Annotated in this window: 16 protein-coding genes; 4 read left to right on the top strand and 12 right to left on the bottom strand. The window is 71.0% G+C overall.

All coding sequences use genetic code 11. The annotated features are described in order from the left end of the window. Positions 1-110: 110 nt before the first annotated feature. Positions 111-1679, top strand: a complete 1569-nt coding sequence (dacB, locus tag ACZ6QO_RS19100; protein ID WP_465852311.1) for a D-alanyl-D-alanine carboxypeptidase/D-alanyl-D-alanine endopeptidase — start codon at positions 111-113, stop codon at positions 1677-1679. A 212-nt stretch (positions 1680-1891) separates the two neighbouring features. Then, complete coding sequence (locus ACZ6QO_RS19095; protein WP_465852309.1) at positions 1892-2797, top strand: hypothetical protein; 906 nt, start codon at positions 1892-1894, stop codon at positions 2795-2797. A 67-nt stretch (positions 2798-2864) separates the two neighbouring features. Here ACZ6QO_RS19095 and ilvC read toward each other — a convergent pair whose 3' ends face one another. From ilvC to ACZ6QO_RS19070, 5 genes are all read right to left on the bottom strand, one after another. Beyond that, a complete protein-coding gene (gene ilvC, locus ACZ6QO_RS19090) occupies positions 2865-3851 on the bottom strand; it encodes a ketol-acid reductoisomerase (protein WP_465852437.1) in 987 nt (328 codons plus the stop codon). 52 nt (positions 3852-3903) lie between these two features. Continuing rightward, entirely contained in the window at positions 3904-4428 is a 525-nt protein-coding gene (gene ilvN / locus ACZ6QO_RS19085; RefSeq protein WP_465852308.1) for an acetolactate synthase small subunit, read from the bottom strand. A gap of 64 nt (positions 4429-4492) precedes the next feature. Further along, entirely contained in the window at positions 4493-6283 is a 1791-nt protein-coding gene (locus ACZ6QO_RS19080) for an acetolactate synthase large subunit (RefSeq protein WP_465852306.1), read from the bottom strand. Between the two features lie 260 nt (positions 6284-6543). After that, positions 6544-9186 (bottom strand): putative bifunctional diguanylate cyclase/phosphodiesterase, encoded by a 2643-nt coding sequence (locus ACZ6QO_RS19075; protein WP_465852304.1) that lies wholly within the window; start codon positions 9184-9186, stop codon positions 6544-6546. Between the two features lie 254 nt (positions 9187-9440). Beyond that, positions 9441-10310 carry a 2-hydroxyacid dehydrogenase gene (locus ACZ6QO_RS19070; protein WP_465852302.1) on the bottom strand — a complete coding sequence of 290 codons (870 nt, stop codon included), beginning with the start codon at positions 10308-10310 and terminating at the stop codon, positions 9441-9443. Between the two features lie 118 nt (positions 10311-10428). On the opposite strand from ACZ6QO_RS19070, the gene ACZ6QO_RS19065 reads away from it, so the two are divergent. Then, positions 10429-11727, top strand: a complete 1299-nt coding sequence (locus ACZ6QO_RS19065) for a PQQ-dependent sugar dehydrogenase (RefSeq protein WP_465852300.1) — start codon at positions 10429-10431, stop codon at positions 11725-11727. Positions 11728-12019: 292 nt separating this feature from the next. Here the strand turns inward: ACZ6QO_RS19065 and ACZ6QO_RS19060 are convergent, their stop codons facing one another. The 7 genes from ACZ6QO_RS19060 to ACZ6QO_RS19030 all read right to left on the bottom strand — a co-directional run bounded on the left by ACZ6QO_RS19060 (position 12020) and on the right by ACZ6QO_RS19030 (position 24123). Beyond that, positions 12020-14494, bottom strand: coding sequence for a VanW family protein (locus ACZ6QO_RS19060; protein ID WP_465852298.1), 2475 nt, complete (start codon positions 14492-14494; stop codon positions 12020-12022). Positions 14495-14704: 210 nt separating this feature from the next. Further along, positions 14705-16213 carry an Asp-tRNA(Asn)/Glu-tRNA(Gln) amidotransferase subunit GatB gene (gene gatB / locus ACZ6QO_RS19055; RefSeq protein WP_465852296.1) on the bottom strand — a complete coding sequence of 503 codons (1509 nt, stop codon included), beginning with the start codon at positions 16211-16213 and terminating at the stop codon, positions 14705-14707. After that, positions 16210-17700, bottom strand: coding sequence for an Asp-tRNA(Asn)/Glu-tRNA(Gln) amidotransferase subunit GatA (gene gatA, locus ACZ6QO_RS19050; protein WP_465852294.1), 1491 nt, complete (start codon positions 17698-17700; stop codon positions 16210-16212). The genes gatB and gatA overlap by 4 nt, the downstream gene beginning before the upstream one ends. Further along, positions 17697-17996 (bottom strand): Asp-tRNA(Asn)/Glu-tRNA(Gln) amidotransferase subunit GatC, encoded by a 300-nt coding sequence (gene gatC / locus ACZ6QO_RS19045; protein ID WP_465852293.1) that lies wholly within the window; start codon positions 17994-17996, stop codon positions 17697-17699. Before gatC ends, gatA begins: the two co-directional genes overlap by 4 nt. A gap of 135 nt (positions 17997-18131) precedes the next feature. Continuing rightward, on the bottom strand, positions 18132-20198 hold the full coding sequence (locus ACZ6QO_RS19040) for a putative bifunctional diguanylate cyclase/phosphodiesterase (protein ID WP_465852292.1): 2067 nt from the start codon (positions 20196-20198) through the stop codon (positions 18132-18134). Positions 20199-20551: 353 nt separating this feature from the next. After that, positions 20552-22867: an NAD-dependent DNA ligase LigA gene (ligA, locus tag ACZ6QO_RS19035; RefSeq protein WP_465852290.1), complete on the bottom strand. Its 2316-nt coding sequence runs from the start codon at positions 22865-22867 to the stop codon at positions 20552-20554. A gap of 245 nt (positions 22868-23112) precedes the next feature. Continuing rightward, a complete protein-coding gene (locus ACZ6QO_RS19030; RefSeq protein ID WP_465852288.1) occupies positions 23113-24123 on the bottom strand; it encodes a methionine synthase in 1011 nt (336 codons plus the stop codon). A gap of 121 nt (positions 24124-24244) precedes the next feature. On the opposite strand from ACZ6QO_RS19030, the gene ACZ6QO_RS19025 reads away from it, so the two are divergent. Then, the gene (locus ACZ6QO_RS19025) at positions 24245-24880 is read left to right on the top strand and encodes an MBL fold metallo-hydrolase (protein WP_465852286.1); all 636 of its coding nucleotides are present in this window, start codon (positions 24245-24247) and stop codon (positions 24878-24880) included. Positions 24881-24894: the final 14 nt, after the last annotated feature.

The raw sequence follows: 24894 nt of genomic DNA, 5'->3' as shown, positions 1-24894 counted from the left end.
CTGTGGCCTGGATCACGGGGCTCTCCCGCTCGACATACGTAGGTTTCCGTATTGTCTGCCGGAGCGGCATTGCCGATGATCCCCCCAGGCCCAGCCCTCTGGAGGCACCTGTGCACAGACGCAGACAGATCACCACGCTACTGGCCGCGGCGGCGCTGGCCGCGACGATGACGCAGGCGACCGGCGGCGCGCCCGCGAGCGCGGCCGACCCGGCCCCGGGCGTGGCGGACCTGACCAACGACATCGACCAGATCCTCAACGCGTCGAACCTGGTCGTGGCGCGCTCCGGCGTGGTCGTCAAGAGCGCCGCGACGGGCGAGCAGCTCTACGCGCAGGACGCCGGGAAGATCTTCCTGCCGGCGTCCAACACCAAGCTGCTCACCTCGGCGGCCGCCGTGGACACCCTGGGCCTGGACTACCGCTTCACCACGAGCGTGCTCGGCTCCGGACGCCGGGCGGGTTCGGCGCTGACCGGCGACCTGTACCTCAAGGGCACCGGCGACCCGACGATGCTCGCCGCCGACTACGACGCGCTGGCCGCGAAGGTCGCCGGCGCGGGCGTGAAGCTGGTCACCGGCAAGCTGATCGCCGACGACACCTGGTTCGACGACGTCCGTCTCGGCACCGACTGGGCGTGGGACGACGAGCCGTACTACTACGCCGGCCAGATCTCGGCGCTCACCGCCGCCCCCGACACCGACTACGACGCCGGCTCGGTGATCGTGTCGGTGGCGCCCGGCGGCGCGGCGGGCGCGCCCGCCAAGGTGACCACCACGCCCGAGACCGACCACATCAAGATCGAGAACCACGCGACGACCGGCGCCACGACCGACGTGCTGGTGAACCGCGTGCACGGCACCAACACGGTCGTGATCACCGGCACCGTCGCGGACGCCTACGACGAGTGGGTGGCCGTCGACGACCCCACCGGGTACGCCGCCTCGCTGTTCCGCAAGGCGCTCGCCGCGCACGGGGTGCGTGTGCTCGGCAAGACCGGACGGGGCGCGGCGCCGGAGGCCGCCAAGACGCTGGCCACCCGCGAGTCGATGCCGCTCTCTCAGCTGCTGGTGCCGTTCCTGAAGCTCAGCAACAACATGCACGCCGAGATCCTGACCAAGGCGATGGGACGCAAGGTCTCCGGCAAGGGCACCTGGGCCGCCGGCCTCGCCGTCACCACCGCCTTCGCCAAGGCCAACGGCATCAAGAACGTGCGGCTGCGCGACGGCTCGGGCCTGTCGCGGCTCGACGGGGTCACTCCCGGCGAGCTGACGGCCTACCTCATCGCCCTGCGCGCCAAGCCGTGGTTCACCACCTGGTACGACGCGCTGCCGATCGCCGGCAACGCCGACCGCTTCACCGGCGGTACGCTGCGCAGCCGCATGACGGGCACGGCCGCGGCGAACAACGTGCACGCCAAGACCGGCTCGCTCACCAGCGTCTCGGGACTGTCGGGTTACGTCACCAGCGCCGACGGCGAGCCGCTGGTGTTCTCGATCCTGACCAACAACTACCTGACCGGCAACCCCAAGCCCGCCGTCGAGGACGCCATCGCCGTCCGCCTCGCGCAGTTCAAGCGTGACACCCCCGTCAACGCCCCCGCCCAGCTCAGAACCGCCACCCCCACCACCCCAGAGGACACCGCCCTCGAATGCTCCTGGCTCAAGCCCACCCCCTGCTGACCTGACCACCCACGGCGACGGCGACGCGACGTACCAGCCGGCCCGACGCGTCGCCGCCGCGGACGAGGGCAGCGGATCGGATCTCGGCGAAGTCCGCATCACGCACCAGTCCCGAGCTGAGCGGGGTCGCCCACCGAGACAGCGGTACCGGTCAATGAATGATTCTCGTGATTCCAAAGAGTTATCAAGCGAACACGTATAGTGTTCACGTCATGCCCACGAGAGAACATCAGATCTGGCTCGAACTCATACGAGAACGCCCGTCCCTGGCGGCCGACCTACTCGGATGTGTCCGGCCCGACACCGTCCCCGTCTTCGCCGAGGCCCGTGTGGAGTCGGCGGACCTGACCGAGCACAACCCCACCGAATACCGCGCCGACACCGTGGTCAGCCTGCGAAGCGACACCGACAGCGACATGGCCGTCATCGTCGAAGTGCAATGCAGCAGGGACTACAACAAGCGATGGAGCTGGCCCGCCTACCTGGCGACCCTCCGCAGCCGACTGCGCTGCCCGGTCGTGCTGCTGGTCATCAGCCCCGAACGCGGGATCGCCCGGTGGTGTGCCCGGCCGATCCCCCTCGGGCACCCGGAACTGGTTTTCCGGCCGCTGGTGCTGGGCCCAGACGAGATCCCGGCGATCATCGATTCACAACAGGCGCAGACCAACCCGGAACTGGCCGTCCTGTCGGCGATGACTCACGGTGAAAGCGCGGACCGGGAGAAGATCTTCACGGCGATGCTGGAAGGGCTCGAGCACATCGAATCCGAGCAGGCACAGGGTTATATTGACGAAGTGCTGGCCATGCTCACGGTAGGGGCCCGCGAGATTCTGGAGGAAATGATGGCCACCGGTACACGCGAGTACAAGAGCGACTACGCTCGCGGCTACTACGGGCAGGGGAAGGCTGACGGCCTCGCCGAAGGCCTCGCCGAAGGGCTCGCCGAAGGCGAAGCGAGGGGCGAGGCCAAGATGTTGCTGCTCGTGCTGGACGCGCGGGGAGTCGAGCTGTCCGACGACGCGCGGACCGAGATCCTGGAATGCTCCGATCTGACACGGATCGAAGAGTGGGGACGACGCGCCGGCACCATCAACTCCATTGACGAGCTGTTCGCCTGACGCCACCCGGAACAGATGACCGCCCGAGCCGGAGGTCGGCTCGGGCGGTCGATCGTCCCCGCGGGGCTTACTTCTCCTTGAGCCAGCTCATCATCGGGCGGAGCTTGGCGCCGGTCTGCTCGATCGGGTGCTGCGACAGCTCCTCGCGGTACTTGCGGAAGTTGCCCTGGCCGCCGTCGAACTCCTCGACCAGCTCGCGGGCGAACGCGCCCGACTGGACCTCGCCGAGGATGCGCTGCATCTCCTTCTTGGTCTCGGAGGTGACGACGCGCGGGCCGCGGGTGTAGCCGCCGAACTCCGCGGTGTCGGACACCGACCAGTACATCTTGGAGATGCCGCCCTCGTACATGAGGTCGACGATGAGCTTCATCTCGTGCAGGCACTCGAAGTAGGCGACCTCGGGCTGGTAGCCCGCCTCGACCAGGGTCTCGAAGCCGACCTTGATCAGCTCGGACACGCCGCCGCACAGCACGGCCTGCTCGCCGAACAGGTCGGTCTCGGTCTCCTCGGTGAAGGTCGTCTTCAGCGCGCCGGCCCGGGTGCCGCCGATGCCCTTGGCGTACGACAGCGCGAGCGGCCAGGCGTTGCCGGTCGCGTCACGCTCGACGGCGACCAGCACCGGCACGCCGCGGCCGGCGGTGAACTGGCGGCGGACCAGGTGGCCGGGACCCTTGGGCGCCACCATCGCCACGTCGACGCCCTCGGGCGCCTCGATCAGGCCGTAGCGGATGTTGAGGCCGTGACCGAAGAACAGCGCGTCGCCCTCGACCAGGTTCGGCGCGACGTGCTCGGCGTACAGGTGACGCTGGATGTGGTCGGGCGCGAGAATCATGATCAGGTCGGCCTCCTCGGCGGCCTCCCCCGGCGTGACGACACGCAGGCCGTCGTTCTCGGCCTTCTCACGGCTCTTGGAGCCCTCGGGCAGACCCACCCGGACGTCCACGCCGGAGTCGCGCAGCGACAGCGCGTGGGCGTGGCCCTGGCTGCCGTAGCCCAGCACCGCCACGTGCCGGCCCTGGATGACCGACAGGTCGGCGTCGTCGTCGTAGAAGATCTCAGTCACTAGCTTGCCTTTCGTGGTTTCTTGCGGCTCGCGCCCGCAGGGCTCACGCGCTGCGGTCCAGGGCCCTGAGCGAGCGGTCGGTGATGGAACGGGCGCCGCGGCCGATGGCCACCATGCCCGATTGGACGAGTTCCTTGATGCCGAACGGCTCCAGCACCTTGATGAAGGCGTCGAGCTTGTCCGGCGTGCCGGTGACCTCGATGGTCACCGCGTCCGTGGCCACGTCCACGCAGCGGGCACGGAAGAGCTGCACCAGTTCGAGCACGTTGGAACGCGTGTCGGAGTCGGCGCGGACCTTGATGAGCGTGAGCTCCCGCTGCACGGACTGGGAGGGGTCGAGCTCCACGATCTTGATCACGTTGACCAGCTTGTTGAGCTGCTTGGTGACCTGCTCCAGCGGAAGCTCGGCGACGTTGACGACGATGGTCATGCGCGACACGTCGTCGTGCTCGGTCGGCCCGACCGCCAGGGAGTCGATGTTGAAGCCGCGCCGGCTGAACAGCGCGGCGACCCGGGCCAGGACGCCGGGCTTGTTCTCGACGAGAACCGACAGCGTGTGGCGGCTCATGCGTTGCCTCCTGCCAAACCGGTGGATGGTCCGTGGGCCCGGCCGCCGTCGCGGCCCGGGCGGCTCATGACTGCTCCTCGTTGTCCCACACGGGAGCCATGTCGCGAGCGATCTTGATCTCGTCGTTGCCGGTTCCGGCGGCGACCATGGGCCAGACCATGGCGTCCTTGTGCACGACGAAGTCGACGACCACGGGCACGTCGTTGATCTCCATGGCCTTGCGGATCGTCGCGTCGACGTCCTCGGGGCGCTCGCACCGCAGGCCGACACAACCGTACGCCTCGGCCAGCTTGACGAAGTCGGGGATGCGGCGCGGCGACTGCAGGTCGGTGTTGGAGTAGCGCTCGTTGTAGAACAGCGTCTGCCACTGCCGGACCATGCCGAGGTTGCCGTTGTTGATCACGGCCACCTTGATCGGCACGCCTTCGAGCGCGCAGGTGGCGAGCTCCTGGTTGGTCATCTGGAAGCAGCCGTCGCCGTCGATGGCCCACACCGTGGTCTCCGGCTGCCCCATCTTGGCGCCCATGGCCGCCGGCACCGCGAAGCCCATCGTGCCCGCGCCGCCGGAGTTGATGAACGTGCCGGGGTTCTCGTAGCCGACGAACTGGGCGGCCCACATCTGGTGCTGGCCGACGCCGGCCACGTAGTAGGCGTCCGGCCCGACGATCGCGCTGATGCGCTCGATGACGTACTGCGGAGCCAGCGAGCCGTCGTCCGGAGCGTCGTACCCGAGCGGGTAGGTGTCGCGGTAGCCGTTGAGCACCGTCCACCAGGCGGCGTAGTCGCCGGTGCGGCCCTCGGCCTGCTCGTGCTTGATGGCGCCGATGAGGTCGGTCAGCACCTCGCGGCAGTCGCCGACGATCGGGACGTCCGCGTGGCGGTTCTTGGAGATCTCGGCGGGGTCGATGTCCGCGTGGATGATCTTGGCCTGCGGGGCGAAGGTGTCGAGCCTGCCGGTCACCCGGTCGTCGAACCGCGTGCCGAGCGCGATGAGCAGGTCGCTGCGCTGCAGCGCGCCCACGGCCGCGACCGTGCCGTGCATGCCGGGCATGCCGAGATTCAGCTGGTGGCTGTCGGGGAAGGTGCCCTTGGCCATCAGCGTGGTGACCACCGGGATGCCGGTGAGCTCGGCCAGCTGCATCAGCTCGGCGGAGGCGCGCGCCTTGTGCACGCCGCCGCCCACGTACAGCACCGGGCGCTTGGCCTCGGCCATGAGGCGCGCGGCCTCTCTGATCTGCTTGGAGTGCGGCCGGGTCACCGGGCGGTAGCCGGGCAGCCGCATGGTGGGCGGCCAGCTGAAGGTCATCTTGGCCTGCAGGGCGTCCTTGGAGATGTCGACCAGGACAGGGCCGGGACGGCCGGTGGAGGCGATGTGGAAGGCCTCGGCGATGATGCGCGGAATGTCACCGGCCTCGGTGACCAGGAAGTTGTGCTTGGTGATCGGCATGGTGATGCCGGAGATGTCGGCTTCCTGGAAGGCGTCGGTGCCGATGAGCGGCGCCGCGACCTGGCCGGTGATCGCCACGATCGGCACAGAGTCCATGTACGCGTCGGCGATCGCGGTCACCAGGTTGGTGGCACCCGGGCCGCTCGTGGCCATGCAGACCCCGACCCGGCCCGTCGCCTGGGCGTACCCCTCGGCGGCGTGCCCGGCGCCCTGCTCGTGTCGTACAAGGACGTGCCTGACCTTGGTGGAGTCGTAGAGCGGGTCGTAGGCGGGAAGGATCGCGCCTCCGGGAATCCCGAACACGGTGTCCACCCCGACCTGCTCCAGCGCCCTGACGAGGGCCTGCGCACCTGTCATCTCTTCGGTCATCGGCTCGTTTCCTTGCGTGGCTGAGCTGGGTGTGGCCATAAAAAATGCCCCGCCCCGCCGAGGTGGCGGTGCTGGGGCTGCGCGCAGGCTGGGGACTCTTCGTCAGCGACCCGCGCGCCGGCGAAGTACTACACCGTCAAGCCGAGGCTGCGCCAGCCCGGCAATCGAGTCCCCAGTGATACGCATGCCGCAACCATAGCCCCTGGGACGTCACGGGTGTCAAATCCCCGGACACAAGTCTCATCATATGGGATGGCGTTGCCCGGCCTCGCTCTGCTCCCCGGGACTCTGAGCCTGAGTCAGGCGGTGTTCTGGAGGGGGGCGACGCTGGTGCGCATGAGGGAGTCGACGCCGCGCGCCGCCATGGGTCGGGCGACCAGGTAGCCCTGGCCACGGGTGCAGCCCATCTCGCGCAGCAGTTCGAGCTGCTCGGGACGCTCGATGCCCTCGGCCACCACGATGAGCCCCAGGTCGTGGCCGAGCCGCACGATCGTGCGGGTGAGCAGCGTCAGCGTCTCGTCGCATCCGAGGCCCGACACGAAGGACGGGTCTATCTTGATCATGTCGACCGGAAGCTGCCGCAGGAAGGCCAGCGAGGCGTACCCGGTGCCGAAGTCGTCGATCGCCAGCCGCACCCCGAGGGCGCGCAGCTCCGACAGGCGGTTGACGACCTCGTCGGCGTCCTCGACGAGCATCTCCTCGATCACTTCGAGGGTCAGCGCGCTCGCGGGCAGGCCGCTCTCGGCCAGCGCCGCCTCGACGGTCTCCACGAACCGCGGCGCGGTGATCTGCCGGCAGGACAGGTTGAGCGACAGCCCGATGTCCCAGGACGACGCCCGCCAGGCCGCGACCTCGCGGCACGCCTCACGCAGGATCCACTCGCTGAGCGGGACGATCAGGCCGGTGTCCTCGGCCGCGCCGAGGAACTGCTGCGGCGGTACGAGCGTGTTCCCCCGGCACCAGCGCACCAGAGCCTCCACCGCGGTCACCCGGGAGGTCGCCAGATCGACCACGGGCTGGTACTCCACGGCGAACTGGCCGGCGAGCAGCGCCCGCTGGAGGTCGGCGGCCAGCTCCAGGCGGCGTACGACGTCGGCGTGCATGTGGGCGGCGAACACCTCGACGCGGCGGCCGCCGAGCTCCTTGGCCCGCGTGGTCGCCACGTCGGCGTTGCGGATCAGGTCGCCGGCCGGCACGCCGTCCTCGGCGAAGGCCACCCCGACGCTGGCGGTCAGCGCGATGTCGCGGTCGGCCACCCGGAACGGCTCGGAGGACACCGCGCGCACCAGCCGCTCGGCCAGGTCGATGGCCGACTGGGCGTCGGCGGTGCCCGAGCCGGTCGACGGGCCGGAGCCGCCGGACTCCAGCAGCACCGCGAACTCGTCGCCGCCCCAGCGGGCCAGCGTGTCGTCGGAGTGCACGGCCGCGCGCAGCCGGCGGGCGGCCTGGCTGAGCAGGTAGTCGCCGCAGGCGTGGCCGACCGAGTCGTTCACGCCGGTGAACCCGTCGAGGTCGATGAACACCACCGCCGTGGTGCCGCCGCCTCTGCGCGCCAGCACTTCGCGGGTGCGCTCTTCGAAGTAGGCGCGGTTCGGCAGGCCGGTCACGCCGTCGTGGAAGGTGAGGTGGGCCACCTGGTTGCGCAGCGCCACCTGGTCGCTGACGTCCCGCGTGGAGATCAGGACGAGGTCCTCCCCCTCGCTGGGGTGGCGGGTGGCGACGGACTCGGCGGGACGCCACGTGCCGTCCGCGGCGCGGACCCGGCAGGCGACCCGGCAGGCGCTCTGGCGCTCCAGAGGGGGCTCTTCGTCGGACGTCAGCGTCTTCAGCGCCGCCTGGACGCCTGGCGCGTCCTCCGCGTGCACGTAGTCGAAGATCGAGCGGCCGATCAGCTCGCGCGGCTGGTAGCCGTACAGCGCCTCCACCCCGGAACCCATCTCGCGCATGACGCCGTCGTGGTCGCAGACCAGGACCAGGTCACCCGCGCTCTCGGCCAGGTGGATGAGCCGGCGTTCGGTGGAGTCCAGGCCCCCGCGCATGCTCACCGTCTCGACGGCCAGCACGAAGACCTTGGCGAGCAGGACCACGACCACCGAGGCCACCACGAAGGACAGCACCGCCATGGACGGCCCGGCCCCCTTGGCGATCACGTGGGCGGCCAGGACGACGGTGGCGACGGCGGCCAGCGCGAGCGGCGCGCCCTCCACGACCACCGACGAGGGCGCCCGCATCGGCCGGGTGCGGGCGCGGCGGCCCCACGGCGCGGCGGCCAGCAGCAGGAACGCGGCCGGGGCCACCAGGCCGGCGGCGAGCGAGGGGGTGCCGCCGACGGTCACCCGCGCCATCGCGGTGGCGAGCTCCTGCAGCGTGATCGTCGCGAGCACGGCCAGCGCGGCGACGCCCACCCGGCGCCCGGCGGAGCGCGACGCCAGCGCGGCAGGGGCCACGGCGCACGTCGCCAGCAGGCACATCACGGGCGAGGCCAGCGTGCTCGGCTCGTCCGATTTGGCGTACAGCGGGCCCAGCAGCACGACCCAGCCGATGATGAACAGCGACGCGGCGCTGATGTAGGCGCTGGAGGCGTAGTGCAGCAACGACCTGCCGTACGCCCGGCGCCTCGCGGTGCGGCCGCAGCCGACCGCGAGCAGCACGGCGCCGGCGATGAGCAGGACGTCGGCGAAGGTGAGCATGAACGGAGTGCCCTCGGCCAGCGGACGCACGCCGACCCCGGCCAGCCAGGCGCCGGAGCCGGAGGCGAGCCAGCGCCAGGCCGACGACTGGTGGCGCCACCCGGGCGCGACGCGTACGGCACCGGCCAGCAGGGAGACGGCGGCGACGAGGCCGGCCACCACCCCGGCCACCGCGGTGACCGCCGTGGAGGAGGCGTCGACGAGAAGGGCAGCCGCCAAGCCCACCGCGCCGAGGCCGGCGGCGGCGGTCAACGGGACCCTTGGGTCACGAAGGCCGTTCAACGTCGTCGCCCATGCGGCTCATCCCTGTCACGTCGCCAGTGTCGCGCCCGCCGGGTGGCGTAGGAGACGACAACCGCTCAGTCGTCACCGATCTGTAAACCGCCTTGCTCGCTGTCCCGAACGGTGGCGCGGTGAGACTCACCGTACGCATCGGAGGTCACGAGGCAGCCACGGCTTGGGTTTGCTTTCCTATCGTTACGAGTCAGAAACGAGAGTCAAGCCGATCAGTACGACCCCGTGATCACGTTGTTCAGCGGCTCGCCGGACAGATATCTCAGCATTTGAGATCGCATGAGCTTGGTCATCCGCCGCAGTGACGCCGGGGTGCTGCCCGCCACGTGCGGAGTGATGAACACTCCCGGAGTCGTCCACAGAGGGTGGTCCTTGGGCAGCGGCTCGGGGTCGGTCACGTCGAGGGCGGCCCGCAGCCGCCCGGTGGCGAGCTCGGCCACGAGGGCGCCGGTGTCGACGACCGAGCCGCGCGCGGCGTTCACCAGCACCGCGCCGTCCTTCATCCTGGCGAGGAAGGCGGCGTCCACCATGCGCGCCGTGCCCGGCGTCTGCGGCACGAGCAGCACCACCACGTCGGCGTCCGGCAGCAGCCGCGGCAGTTCGTCCTCGCCGTGCACGCCCTCACGCGCGGTGCGGGCGACGCGGACGACCTCCACCTCGAAGCCTTCCAGGCGGCGCTCCAGCGCCTGGCCGATCGAGCCGTACCCGATGACGAGCACGGTGGCGTCGGCCAGCACGCCGGTGTGGTGGTAGGTCCACTCGCCCCGCTCCTGGGCGGCGGCGAAGGCCGGGAAGTCGCGCAGCACGGTGATCATCGCGCCGACCGCCCACTCGGCGGTGCCCGCGTCGTGGACGCCGCGCGCGTTGCACAGGGTCACGCCTTCGGGAAGGTAGGGACGGTACGCCTCGACGCCGGCGGTCACGGTCTGCAGCAGGCGCAGCTTGGGCATACGGGCGAGCAACTCGGCGGTCAGGCCGGGCGGGATCAGCGGAGGGATCCACACCTCGACGTCCTCGACGCCCTCGGGCGGCGACCCGAGGCCGTCGTACAACACACATTCCACGTCCGGCAGATCGGTCAAGACATCGACGATGGCCTGCGAAGGAGCCCAAATCTTCATGACCGTCAACCCTAACGACCCGCCGAGCGGCCCGGAACCTCGCGGCGGTGGCGGCAGTATGGGGTGACGTAGGAGGTTCATGATGTCCGACGGATCACCGCACACCGGCACCGCCCACGCCGACCGGCCCCCCACCGCCGCCCAGGCACAGCCCACCGCCGCCCAGGCACAGCCCACCGCGACCCACGCTCGAACCCGGAGGCGGGCCGCGGGGCGCGCGGTCGCCGTGGCCGCCGCCGCCGTGCTGCTGGCGGGCTGCACGCCCGGAACGGCCGGGCGCGCGGACGGCGACGGCTCCTCCGCCCCACCGGCCGGCGGCCGCTCCTCCGCCGCACCGGACGGCGCCACGACCACGGGCCCGTCCGGCGCCGCCGCGTCCTCCGCGTCCCCTGGGTCCCCCGCGCAGGCGGCGACGCCCGGCAAGCCGCGGACGCTCGTCGGAGGGCTGGCCGTGCCCTGGGCCATCGCCTTCCTCCCCGACGGCGACGCGCTGGTGACCGAGCGCTCCACAGCACGGCTGCTGCGCGTCACCCCCTCAGGCAAGGCCTCCCAGGTGGGGGTCGTGGAGGAGGTGTCCGCGAGCGGGGAGGGCGGCCTGCTCGGCGTCGCCGTCTCCCCACGGTTCACCAAGGACCACTACGTCTTCGTGTACTACACCGCCGCGACCGAGAACCGCATCGTGCGCTACCGCTACGAGGACCGCCTGACCGACCCTGTGACGATCCTCAGCGGCATCCCCAAGGGCGGCATCCACAACGGCGGGCGGCTCGCGTTCGGACCCGACGGCTACCTCTACGCCACGACCGGCGAGACCGGCGACCGTCCGCTCGCCCAGGCTCTCGGCACGCTGGGCGGCAAGATCCTGCGCATGACGGTGGACGGCGCCGCCGCGCCGGGCAACCCGTTCCAGAACGTGATCTGGAGCTACGGGCACCGCAACGTGCAGGGCGTCGCATGGGACTCCGCCGGGCGCATGTACGCCCCGGAGTTCGGCCAGAACACCTACGACGAGGTGAACCGGATCGAGAAGGGGAAGAACTACGGCTGGCCCGGTGTCGAGGGCTTCGGCGGCGGTGACGCCTTCGTCGATCCGCTGCTCACCTGGTCCACCGCCGAGGCGTCCCCGTCAGGCATGGCCTACGCCAAAGGTTCCCTGTGGGTGGCCGCGCTGCGCGGAACGCGGCTGTGGCAGGTGCCGCTCACCGGGGACGGCCGCACGGGCAAGCCCATCGCCCGCTACACGGGCGAGTACGGCCGCCTGCGCGCCGTGACCGCCGCCCCCGACGGCTCGGCCCTCTACGTCAGCACCAGCAACAAGGACGGCCGCGGCTCCCCCGCCGACAACGACGACCGCATCCTCGTCATCCCCCTCACCTGACGCCCTCTCCGAACCCCGGTGCCCTGGAGGATGATGACGACCGCCACCACTCGGGGAACCCGCCCCGTCCACTCATGGGAGGACAGAGAGGACGATGTGACCGTCACCACCTGGGGGACTCGTCCCGTCCACTCATGGGAGGACGGAGAGAACGATGTGACCGTCACCACCTGGGGGGACTCGCCCCGTCCGTTCGCAGGAGGGCGCAGATCGGCGCCGCGGCGGTGGGGAGTGGTACGGCGATGACGGCGCCGTCGTACGGGGGGCGACCGGTGAACTGGGCGGACGACGGCTATGACGACGTGGTCACGTTGCCGTTCGAGTTGCCGTTGCTGTGGCCGTTGCCGTTGCTGTGGCCGTTCGAGTTGCTGCTGCCGTTCCGGTTCTGGGGGGCGTTCCCATTCCCGTTGCGGTTCGAGTTTTGGTTGCGGTTCGAGTTCTCGTTGCCGTTCCCGCCGTTGCCGTTCGGGTTCTCGTTGCCGTTCGGGTTCTCGTTGCCGTTGGTGTTGCGGTGGGCGTTGTTGCCGTTATCGCTGTTGTTGCCGTTGCGGTTGTTGCGGTTACCGTTTCCGTTGCCGTTTTTGTCGGTCGTGACGGGGGTGCTGGGTTCGGTCTGCTGTTTCTTGCCGTCTCTGCGGCGCTGTTTGCCCGAGCCGTCTGAGTTCTGCACGGCGGAGTCGCCGGAGCCGTCCCTCTTGTTGGTCCCCGACTGCCGTCCCGGCTGGCAGATCACCTTGGGCGCGGGCTCGTACACCGTCGTCCGCGGCTTGTCCTTCTTGACGACCTTGCCGCCCCTCTGGAAGACCCGGGTGACCGAGACGGTGAATCCGGGGGCGCCGGCCATGGGGATGCAGTCAGGGGCGCTGTCGGTCCTGGTCTGCGGCTGGGTGGGGTCGGTGCGGTCGGAGATCTCGACGGCGACGCGGTCGTACTTCTTGGTGCTCCACAAGGACACCGTCAGCGACGTGGCGGTGTAGGAGGCCTTGATCAGCACGCCGTACTCGGTGTTGTTGCGCCACCGCAGATCGTCGTCGGGGTAGTTCACCGACGCGTCGCGCCCCACCGGGTAGCGGGTGACGTAGAACGGGTACGGGGTGCGGTCGACCTCCTCCATCCCTGAGACGAAGACCGCGTCGTACATGGTGGTCGCGAACTGCGACATCCCCCCGCCCGTCGCGAGGACCAGGCGGTCGCCGTCGATGGCCTGCGCGCGGACGAAGCCGCGGGTCGCCGGGTCTCCGACGGTCTCGTTGAGCGAGAAGGTCTGTCCCGGCCGGACGATCATGCCGTCCACCAGGTCGGCGGCCTTGTGGATGTTGGTCACCCTGGGGGCGCAGCACGGGAAGGCCGTGCTCGACTCGCCGATCTTCTCCTTCACGCCGAGCTTCATGGCCTCCGCGTCGCCGAGGCTGGGCTGGATGACGGCCAGCGACACCGGGATCGTCCGGCCGCCGGGGTCGGCGATCACTTCGCCGACCGCCTCGGCGAGCTTGTCGGTGTTGACGCCCTTGCCGATGCGGGCGTGTACGAGCTTCGGCACCTGGTTCTCGATCACGAACCCGGCCTCGCGCGGCGCCTCGGCCACGCCGACCAGCTTGGTCTCCAGCCCGGCGACCGCCTTGCGGGCGTCGAAGACCGGACGCACCCGGCCGAGCGCGTCCGGCGTGAAGGTCAGGTTGGCGGCGATCACCTTGGGGCTGAGGCGGACCATCCGCTGCCCGTTGACCAGGGTGATCGGCGCGGCGACCGCACGCTGGGCGGTCGCCATCGCCCCGTGGAAGAGCGACACGCCGACTCTGGGCCGTACGACCATGACCGGGAGCTTGACCTGGGCGGGGGCGTCCACGAACGCCCGCGTGATCGCCGCGGCGGTCGCCGCCCGGTCGAGCGCGAGCCCGTTCTTGGGAGTGACCAGCTCCGGCGTGGTGCCGTTGTAGACGATCGCACCCTCGCGGACGGGACGGTCGATCTCCTTGGCCACCTTGCGGACGCGCTCGGCGAGCTTCTTCTCGTTGAGGGAGACGCGCAACGGCAGCTCACGGCTCCCGGTCAAGGAATGCCAGACGGCGATCGGGCTGGGGAAGCCGGTCTCGGCGTCGGCGACCGTCGCCTCGACGTCGATCGTCAGCCCGGCGTCGCGCGGGTCCAGCACCGCCACGCGCCGCCCGTCGAGCATGAGCCCGACGGCCTCCTGGTCGTTGCCGTCGAACCGCTTGTGCAGGCGGTCGATCGCCTGGGTGGCGTTCAGGCCGCCGATGGCCACGTCGTTGACGTGCGTTCCCGGCGGCACCTTCCCCCAGATGAACGTGGCGGGGACGCCGTAGGCGAGCAGGAAGAGCAGGCCGACCGCACCCGTGACGAGCAGGGCGATGCGTAATCTGCTCCGCCGGGCCGCCGGTTCGGGCTCGTCGAGGTCCGGCGGCTCAGGCTTGGGCTCGTCCTCCGGCCGGCGCACGCGCACGCTTCCCGTCATCGGCCACGGCTCGGGCGGGCCGGCGGGGGGCGGCAGGGTCACCGGCGGGCTCTGCGGCGCGGCCGACGGGGGCGGGGTGCTGACGAAGATCTCGGGCGACACGCCGGGCGGCAGCGGCGCGACGCCGCGCGGGAGCCTCTTACGGGCTCCGGACGCACGCCCGGCGGGCTGGTCGTCCTGGCCGGTCTTGTCGTTGGAGTACTGCCGGTCGACGGGCAGCGCCACCGGCGTGTCCGGGCGTACCGCCGCGAACGGATCGGGAGGCGGGTCGATGGACGCTCCGGCGTTCCGCACGCCTTCGTCCTCCTCCCGCTCCGTACCGAATCCCCCGCATCACCCTAAACCAACTCCAGTCACAAATTCTGCAACATCGGCGGATGAATCCAGTCCCAGGTACGGAGAATCAACCGGTGAAAGGCGTACTAAGTACGGAGGCGGGCGGCAGCGTGGGCAGAGAGGCGGCCGGCGTGCGCGCCGGCCGCCCGCCCCTTGGTCAGGACCGGCCTATTCGGAGACCCCGAGCTTCTCCAGGATCAGCTCGCGGGCACGTCCGGCGTCCGCCTTGCCGCGGCTGGCCTTCATCACGCCGCCGACCAGCGCGCCCACCGCGGCGATCTTGCCGGAGCGCACCTTGTCGGCCGCGTCGGCGTTCGCCGACAGCACCTGGTCGATGATCGAGGACAGCTCGCCCTCGTCGCTGACGATGCGCAGGCCCCGGGCCTCGACCACCTCGTCCGGGGAGCCCTCGCCCGCGAGCACCCCCTCAAGCACCTGGCGGGCCAGCTTGTCGTTCAGCGCGCCGGAGGCCACCAGCTCGACCACCCGGGCGATCTGCTCCGGCGTGATCGGCAGCTCGGCGAGCGGCGTGCCGGACTCGTTGGCGCGCCGCGCCAGCTCGCCCATCCACCACTTGCGCGCGTCGGCCGCCGGCACCCCGGCCCGGACGGTCGCCTCGACCAGGTCGATGGCGTCGGCGTTGTGCATCGCCGCCATGTCGAGGTCGGAGACGCCCCACTCGGCCTGGAGCCGCCTGCGCCGCGCGGTCGGCAGCTCGGGCAGCTCGGCGCGCAACTCGGCGATCCACTCGGGGCTCGGCGCGATGGGCAGCAGGTCGGGCTCGGGGAAGTAGCGGTAGTCCTGCGCCTCTTCCTTGGACCGGCCCGAGGTGGTGGCGCCGGTGTCCTCGTGGAAGTGCCGGGTCTCCTGGGTGATCTTGCCGCCGTCGGCGAGGATCGCCGCCTGCCGCTCGATCTCGCCGCGCACCGCCCGCTCGACGCTGCGCAGCGAGTTGACGTTCTTGGTCTCGGTGCGGGTGCCCCACTCGCTCGACCCGCGCGGCATCAGCGAGACGTTGACGTCGCACCGCAGGGAGCCCTCCTCCATGCGGACGTCGGACACCCCCAGCGTGCGCATCAGCTCGCGCAGCTCGGTGACGTACGCGCGGGCGACCTCGGGCGCGAGCCGGTCGGTGCCCGGGATCGGCTTGGTGACGATCTCGACCAGCGGGATGCCGGCGCGGTTGTAGTCGACGATCGAGTAGTCGGCGCCGTGAATGCGGCCGGTCGCGCCGCCCACGTGCGTGGACTTGCCGGTGTCCTCCTCAAGGTGGACCCGCTCGATCTCGATGCGGACGGTCTCGCCGCCCACCTCGACGTCGAGGTAGCCGTTGCTGCACAGCGGCTCGTCGTACTGGCTGATCTGGTAGTTCTTCGGCATGTCCGGATAGAAGTAGTTCTTCCGGGCGAAGCGGCACCACTCGGCGATCGAGCAGTTCAGCGCGAGGCCGATGCGGATCGTCGACTCGATCGCCTTGTCGTTGGCCACGGGAAGCGCGCCGGGCAGCGCCAGGCACACCGGGCAGACGTGGGTGTTCGGCGGGGCGCCGAAGGTGGTGGAGCACCCGCAGAACATCTTGGACGCGGTGCCCAGCTCAACGTGGGTCTCAAGGCCCAGCACCGGCTCGAAGCGCTCGAGCGCCTCGTCGTACGGCATCACGGAGTGGGTGGTGGTCACAGGGACGGAGCCTCCTTCAGCAGCGGGCCGCCCCAGCGGTCCTCAAAGGCCTTCTCGACGGCGGCGCCCACCCGGTAGCAGCGGTCGTCACCGAGCACGGGCGCCATGATCTGAAGGCCGACCGGCAGGCCGTCCTCGTCGGCCAGGCCGCACGGCACCGAGATGGCGGCGTTGCCCGACAGGTTGGCCGGGATCGTGCACAGGTCGGCGAGGTACATCGCCATCGGGTCGTCGGCGCGCTCGCCGATCGGGAACGCCGTGGTGGGCGTGGTCGGCGAGACCAGGACGTCCACCTGGTGGAAGGCCGCCTCGAAGTCGCGGGCGATGAGCGTGCGGACCTTCTGCGCCGAGCCGTAGTAGGCGTCGTAGTACCCGCTGGACAGCGCGTAGGTGCCGAGCATGATGCGCCGCTTGACCTCGGGCCCGAACCCGGCGGCGCGGGTGAGCGCCATGACCTCCTCGGCGCTGTGCGTGCCGTCGTCGCCGACCCGCAGCCCGTAGCGCATGCCGTCGAACCTGGCGAGGTTGGACGAGCACTCGGAGGGGGCGATCAGGTAGTAGGCGGGCAGGGCGTAGGCGAAGCTCGGGCACGAGACCTCGACGACCTTTGCGCCCAGGGACTCCAGCAGGTCGACGGCCTCACGGAAGCGGGCGAGCACGCCGGGCTGGTAGCCCTCGCCGCCGAACTCCTTCACCACGCCGACGCGCAGGCCGGCGACGTCGCCGCGGCGGGCGGCCTCGACGACCGGCGGCACCTCCTCGTGGATGGAGGTGGAGTCCATGCTGTCGTGGCCGGAGAACGCCTCGTGCAGCAGCGCCGCGTCGAGCACGTTGCGCGCGAACGGGCCGGGCGTGTCGAGCGAGGACGCGAAGGCGATGAGCCCGTACCGCGAGGAGCCGCCGTAGGTCGGCTTCATCCCGACGATGCCGGTGACGGCCGCGGGCTGGCGGATCGAGCCGCCGGTGTCGGTGCCGGTGGACAGCGGCGCCTGGTAGGAGGCGACGGCCGCGCTGGAGCCGCCCGAGGAGCCGCCGGGGATGCGGTCGAGATCCCACGGGTTGCGCGTCGGGCCGTAGGCGGAGTTCTCGGTGGAGGAGCCCATCGCGAACTCGTCCAGGTTGGTCTTGCCGAGGATGACCAGGCCGGCCTCGCGCAGCCGCGCGGTGACCGTCGCGTCGTAGGGCGGGCGGTAGCCTTCGAGGATCTTGGACCCGGCCGTGGTCGGCATGTCCTTGGTGGTGAAGACGTCCTTGTGCGCGATCGGCACGCCCGCGAGCGGGCCGAGGTGCTCGCCGGCGGCGCGCCGTTCGTCCACCGAACGGGCCTGCGCCAGCGCCGACTCGGTCGCCACGTGCAGGAACGCGTTGACCCGCGGGTCGACCTCGGCGATGCGGTCGAGGTGGGCCTGCGCGACCTCGACGGCCGAGACCTCGCCTGAGGCGATCAGGGCGCCCAGCTCGGCGGCGGTCTTGTGGATCAGGCTCATGCCTCCTCCCCGAGGATGCGCGGGACGCGGAAGCGGTCGTCCTCGACCGCCGGGGCGGCCGCGAGGGCCTCCTCGGGGGTCAGGCACCGGCGCACCTCGTCGGGACGGTAGACGTTCGTGAGCGGCAACGCGTGCGACGACGGCGGGATGTCCTCGGTCGCGACCTCGGCGACGCGGGCGACCGCGCCGATGATGTCGTCGAGCTGGGTGGCGTAGTGGTCGAGCTCGTCATCGGACAGCGCCAGCCGGGACAGCCGGGCGAGGTGGGCGACCTCGTCGCGGGTTATGGCGGACATGAGTCGTTAACCCGTTTCATGGATGGCAATCGGACAGTGTCATCCTAGGGCGCGTGACCGAACGTGGCCGAACCATTAACCATGGTTCTCGCGGCCATGACCGCCGATGATCCCCCACCGGCGGCCGTACGGCCACTACAGGGCCGTGACCTCGTGTGACTCGCGGCGGTCGTAGGGCGGCGCGCCCAGCCGCTCGCGAAGCCAGACGCTCGCCTCCCGCGCGGGCATGGGCTCGGCGAACCGCCACCCCTGGCCGGCGTCGCAGCCCATCTCGCGCAGGCGCTCGGCCACCTCGTCGTTCTCCACGCCCTCGGCCACCGACCGCAGCCCGAGAGAGCGCACCAGGTCGACGATCGAGCGGACGATGCGCTCGTCGTCGACCGTCTTGCCCAGCCGTTGCACGAACGAGCCGTCGATCTTCACCTCGCACACCGGCAGCCGCTGGAGGCGGACCAGCGAGGAGTAGCCGGTGCCGAAGTCGTCCAGCGCCAGCGGGACGCCGAGCTTCACCAGGGCGTGGACCGAATCGGCGGTGTAGGCCTGGTCGGTCATCAGGATGCGTTCGGTGACCTCCAGCTGGATCGCGCACGCGGGCAGCCGCAGGCGGTGCAGCCCCGCCTCGATCAGATCGGGCAGGCTCGGGTCGAGCAGGTCGCGGGCCGACACGTTGACCGACACGGGCACCTGGATGCCGGAGTGCCACCAGCGGGCCGCCTGCTCCAGCGCGGTGTCGATCACGTACTGGGTGATCTGGCGCATCAGGTACGACTGCTCGGCCAGCGGGATGAAGTCGTCCGGCGGGACCGGGCCGCGTTCGGGGTGCCACCATCGCAGCAGCGCCTCGACGCCCTCGACCATGCCGGAGGAAAGGCCCATCTTGGGCTGGTAGTGCAGCTCCAGCTCGCCGCCGCCGATGGCGCGCCGCAGGTCGCCGAGGAGGTTCAGCCGCTCGGGCGAGTTGCGGTCCTTTTCGGCGAGGTACACCTCCACGCCGGTGCGGCCCTCCTTGGCGAAGTACATCGCGACGTCGGACCGCTGGAGGAGCAGCTCGAAGTCGGGCGCGTGGTCGGGATAGAGCGCGATGCCGACCGAGGCGTCCAGGTCGAAGGTCATGCCCTCCAGCCGGACCGGCTCGGTGAGCGCCACCCGCAGCCGCGCGGCGACCTCCCGCGCGGCCGCCGCGTCGCGGACCGTCGGCAGGAGCACGGCGAACTCGTCCCCGCCGAGCCGCGCCACGACGTCGCCCGGCCGGACGCTGTGGGTGAGGCGGTGCGCGACGATCTGCAGCAGCCGGTCGCCCACCGGGTGCCCGAGGGTGTCGTTGACCTCCTTGAACCGGTCGAGGTCGAGCAGCAGCAGGCCGACCCGGACGTCCTCGCGGGCCTCGGCCAGCGCCTCCTCAGTACGCAGGATCAGCAGCTTGCGGTTGGGCAGGGCCGTCAGCCCGTCGTGCATGGCCTGGTGGTCGCGGCGCAGCGACAGTGAGGCGGTGAAGTACAGGGTCGCGAGCGGCGCGACGAACAGCGGGACGAGCGCGGGCGAGCGGCTCATGACGACGACCACGAGCGGGGCCAGGCCGAGGAGCGCGGCGTAGACAAGACTCTGGTGCCCGATGCTCGTGCGGATGACGCGCAGCAGGGAACGGCGTTCGTGCAGGGCCACCGCCGAGCACACCATGGTGGCGCGCACCGCGAAGTACGCCACCGCCGCGAGGGCGACGGCCGTGATGTCGGTGCCCTCCGGCACCCATGGCGCGGCCGGGTGGGGATGGTGGCCGAACGCGGCGAGCACCACGGCCGCCGCCGTCGTCGCCAGGGTCACCTGGGAGACGTTGAACAGCACCCGATGCCAGGCCCTGCGGTGGAGCAGGCCGCTGACGACCAGGGCGAGGGCGTGGATCAGCACGGCCACCGACAGCCCGTAATAGAGCAGGACGGCGAAGGTGAACAGCGTCGAGGTCGCCGTGCCTCCGGCCATGCGCGTGGTGGAGACGATGATCGGCCGGAGCTCTCCGAGCACCACGAGCACGATGAGCACCCAGAACAGCGGGGTGCGCGCCAGGTCGACGAGGTCGCCGAGACCGAGCCTGATCTCGGCGGCGACCAGCGCCGCGAGCCCCGTGGCGACGCCCCCCGTCAGGAAGGCCCACAGAGGGGAGAAGGGACGCGGCGGTGTGTCCCGTGTGTCGGATGGATCCGTCATAAGCAAGTAAACCCCCAAGAGGTCACTATGGGAGGGTACGACCTCTGGGCCACTTCGCGAAACCGGTTGGGCACGTTCCGTCACCGGTTATTTCCGACATAGGGTAGTTCTGCTTCGTGTCGAGCACGGCTGCCGGATGACTGAAACTTGAAGAAATATTGTTCTAGGAGCCATCCTCCAGCATCGACGCCACCATGAGGCGCTGATCGCCGCCGCTGCGACCAGCGGAAACTCCGGCAGGCTGCTCCGCGCCGGCCACGGCAGAGGGCTCCGCGCCGACTACAGCAGAGGGTTGTTCTACGCCGGCAAGACGGAGGGTTCTACGCCGGCTTCAGCGGAGGAGTCCGCGCCGGCTAGGCGGAGGGCTCCGCGGCGGCCGCAACAGAGGGCTCCGCGTCGGGCGCAGCAGAGGGCTCCGCGGCGCGCGCGGCGAGGGGCTCGGCTTCCGTCACGGCGGGGGGCTCTGCCGGGGCTCCGGCCGACGCTTCCTCCTCGCCGGCCGTGGCCGGGGGCCTGACGGCGTCGGGGCCCTCGTCGAGGAGCGTGCGGAAGGCCGTCTCGTCCAAGATCTGGACGCCCAGCTTGAGAGCCTTGTCATATTTGGAGCCGGCGTTCTCTCCGGCGACCAGGAAGTCGGTCTTCTTGGAGACCGAGCTGGTCACCTTGCCGCCGCGCGCCTGGATGGCCTCGCCCGCCTCGTCCCTGGTGTACGCGGCAAGCGTGCCGGTGACGACCAGGGTGAGCCCGGCGAGGGTCTGCGGGCCCTCCACGGCCGGGGGTTCGTCCTCCATGCGGACGCCCGCCGCCTTCCAGCGGTCGACGATCTCGCGGTGCCAGTCCTCCGCGTACCACTCGCGGATGGAGGCGGCGATCGTCGGCCCGACCCCCTCGACGGCGGCCAGTTCCTCCTCCGAGGCGCCGAAGACGCGGTCCAGGGACAGGAACGCCGTGGCCAGCGCCTGCGCCGCCGTCGGGCCGACGTGCCGGATCGACAGGGCGACCAGCACCCGCCACAGCGGCTGCGACTTTGCCCGCTCGAGCTCCTCCATCATGTGCTCGGCGTTCTTGCTCGGCTCGCCGTTCATGTTCGCGAAGAACGTGACGATCTTCGGCTCGCCGGTCTCAGGGTCGGTCTTGGGCAGGCCGGTGTCCTGGTCGCGGACGACCGACTTGATCGGCAGCAGGCGCTCGATGGTGAGGTCGAACAGGTCGGCCTCGGTGCGCACCGGCGGCTCCTGCGGCGGCAGCGGCGCGGTCAGCGCGGTCGCGGCGACGTACCCCAGGCCCTCGATGTCGAACGCCCCGCGCCCGGCGGCGAAGAAGATGCGCTCACGCAGCTGCGCCGGGCAGGACCTGGCGTTCGGGCAGCGGATGTCGACGTCCGCCTCTCGCATGCGCCGCAGCTCGGTGCCGCATTCGGGGCAGTGGGTCGGCATGACGAACTCGCGCTCACTGCCGTCGCGCAGCGCCGTCACCGGGCCGACGATCTCGGGGATGACGTCGCCGGCCTTGCGCAGCACCACGGTGTCGCCGATGAGCACGCCCTTGCGCACGACCTCCGAGGCGTTGTGCAGAGTCGCCCGCTCGACGGTGGACCCGGCCACGACGACCGGCTTCATCACCCCGTACGGCGTCACCCGTCCCGTGCGGCCGACGCCGACCTGGATGTCCAGCAGCTTGGTGTTGACCTCCTCGGGCGGGTACTTGAAGGCGATGGCCCACCTGGGGGCGCGGGAGGTGGAGCCGAGCTGCCGCTGCGACTCGATGCGGTCGACCTTGACCACGACGCCGTCGATCTCGTACTCGGGGTCGTGGCGGTGCTGCCGGTAGTACTCGATGAACTCGGAGATCTCGGTGAGGCCGTCGACGACCTTGTACATGCCGCTGACCGGCAGCCCGAACTCCCTGAGCCGCTCGTACACCCCCGACTGGGTCGGCGGCGGCGGCGCGCCGCCCTCCCAGACGCCGACGCCGTGGCAGATCATCGCCAGGGCGCGCTGGGCGGTGACGCGCGGGTCCTTCTGCCGCAGCGACCCCGCGGCGGAGTTGCGCGGGTTGGCGAACGGCGGCTTGCCGGCCTCGACGAGCTGCTCGTTGAGCTTCTCGAACCCCTCGACCGGCAAGAACACCTCTCCGCGCACCTCCAGCCGGTCGGGGATGCCGTCGCCGGTGAGGCGGTGCGGGATGTTCTTGATCGTCCGGACGTTGGCGGTGACGTCGTCGCCCACGCGGCCGTCGCCGCGCGTCGCCCCCCGGACCAGCCGGCCCTTCTCGTACACCAGGGCGATCGCCAGGCCGTCGATCTTCAGTTCGCACAGGTAGGGGCCGGGGTCGGCCTCCAGCAGCCGCTCGGCCCTGGCCTGCCAGCCCGCCAGGTCGGCGTCGTTGAAGGCGTTGTCGAGGCTTTCCAGCCGCCGCAGGTGCTGGACGGGGGCGAAGTCGGCGGAGATCGGCGCGCCGACCTTCTGCGTCGGGGAGTCGGGCGTGCGCAGAGAGGGATGCGCCTCCTCAAGCTCGCGCAGCTCGCGCATCCACGCGTCGTACTCGCCGTCGCTCACGGTCGGCGTGTCGAGCACGTAGTAGCGCCAGTTGGCCTCCTCGGCCAGCTCGGCCAGCTCGGCGTGGCGCTCCAGTGCGCCCACCGGCACGCCCTCCACCTCGGCAGCCATGCCGTCTCCCCTCGTCGTTCGGCCCCATGGAGAACGCTACGGGCTACGAGGAGTACTCCCGCCCCCGCATAGACGCCCTACCTGGGGAATCGTTACCACCACCATGCCATCCACCACCGACATTTCCCCACGAAAAGGACGCTTCTCCCCGGCCTGCTAGGGGTCTCTCATGCCCCTGGCCGCCGTCCATCCCACGGGACCGGCGGGCCGTCAGCCGCCCGGGGCTCGGACGCCTTCGCCGGGCGTCAGCGGGGTTCGTCCTCGGGGTCCTCGCGCAGGACGCGGGCCGCCTCGCGGCAGCGGGCCAGCGCGGCGCGGGCGTATCGGGGAGAGGCTCCGGCGAGGCCGCACGCCGGGGTGAGGACGACCTGCTCGGCCAGCCCGGAAGGGGGGAACCCGAGCCGCCCCCACAGTTCGAGCGCCGGCTTGGCGACGACGCCGACGTCCGGAAGCCGGGAGTCCGTGCCCGGGACCACCCCCATGAACAGCGCCGTGCCCGCCTCGATGGCCTCGCCGATGCGATCCTCGTCCCGGCGCCGCAGCAGGCCCGCGTCCAGCGAGATGCCCCGGGCGCCCGCGGTGCGCAGCACATCGAACGGCACCTCGGGCGCGCAGCAGTGCACGATCGTGAAGGTCTCGGCGGGCAGCACGGCGCCCAGCCGGTCGGCGGCGATCGGCCCCTCGACGGCGGCCAGCCGCCCGAACCCGGAGGCCGTCGGCACGGTGCCCGCCAGCACGCCCGGCAGGCCGGGCTCGTCGACCTGCACCAGCACCTCCGCGCCCGGGACGCGCGTGCGCACGGCCGCGAGATGGGCGGCCAGGCCCTCCGCCAGCGACTCCGACAGGTCGCGCACGGCCCCGGGGTCGGCGAGGGTCTTGTCCCCGTGGCGCAGTTCCACGGCGGCGGCGAGCGTCCACGGCCCGCACACCTGGATCTTCAGCCGTCCCTCGTACCCCTGGGCGACCTCCTCCAGCGCGTCCAGGTCGCGGGTCAGGTGGTCCATGGCGCGGCGGACGTCACGGCCCGGACGATCGGTGAAGCGCCACCCGGACGGCTGCACCTCGACCGGCATGTCGACCAGCAGCGACGCCGTGCGCCCGACCATGTCGGCGCCCACGCCCCGGCCGGGCAGCTCGGGCAGGTACGGCAGCTCGGGCAGCTCGCCGAACACCATGCGCAGCGCCTCGAAGTGGTCTTCGCCGGGATGGGACCCGACGCCCGTCGCACTCGCCGCTTCCCACGGAAACTCGCTCACACCGCGCAAGCTTAGGACCGCCGGGCTATCCCAGGCCCGGCGGCGGCACCAGACGGCGGACCCGGGCCGGAAGCGGGGCCGCCGTTCCAGGGTCGCGATCTCGGAGGTTCATGATGGAGAGATGAAGCTAACCAAGCACGGTCACGCGTGCGTCCGCCTGGAGAAGGACGGCGCCACTCTCGTCATCGACCCCGGTGGCCTCACCGAGGAGTCGGCGCTCGACGGAGCCGACGCCGTGCTCATCACGCATGAGCACTTCGACCACCTGGACGCCAAGCGCCTGGCGGCCCTGCGCCCGGACGTCCAGATCTGGACGTGCGCCGCGGCGGCCCGGCAGCTCGAAGGGCTGAGCGCCAAGGTGAACGTCGTCGGGGAGGGCGACTCCTTCACGGCCGCGGGCTTCGAGGTGGGGGTCGCCGGCCGCGAGCACGCGCGCATCGGCTTCGACGTACCCGTCGTGCAGAACATCGGCTTCCTCGTCGACGACGAGGTCTTCCACCCCGGGGACGCGTTCACCCTGCCCGGCCGTCCCGTCGGCACCCTGCTCACGCCGACCAGCGGCCCGTGGCTGAAGGCCCTCGAGATGGTCGACTACCTGCGGGAGGTGGCGCCGCGGCGCGCGTACTCCATCCACGACGGCCTGTACAACGACATCGGGCTCATGCTCGTCGACAACACCCTCGCCCGCCGGGCCAAGGCGCAGAACGCCGACTTCCGGCGCCTGGCGACAGGTGAGAGCGTCGAGCTGACCGACTGATCCGGCCTCCTCGG

The sequence above is a fragment of the Sphaerisporangium sp. NPDC049457 genome (assembly GCF_055586705.1).
This window is presented reverse-complemented; position numbering and strand designations above follow the sequence as displayed.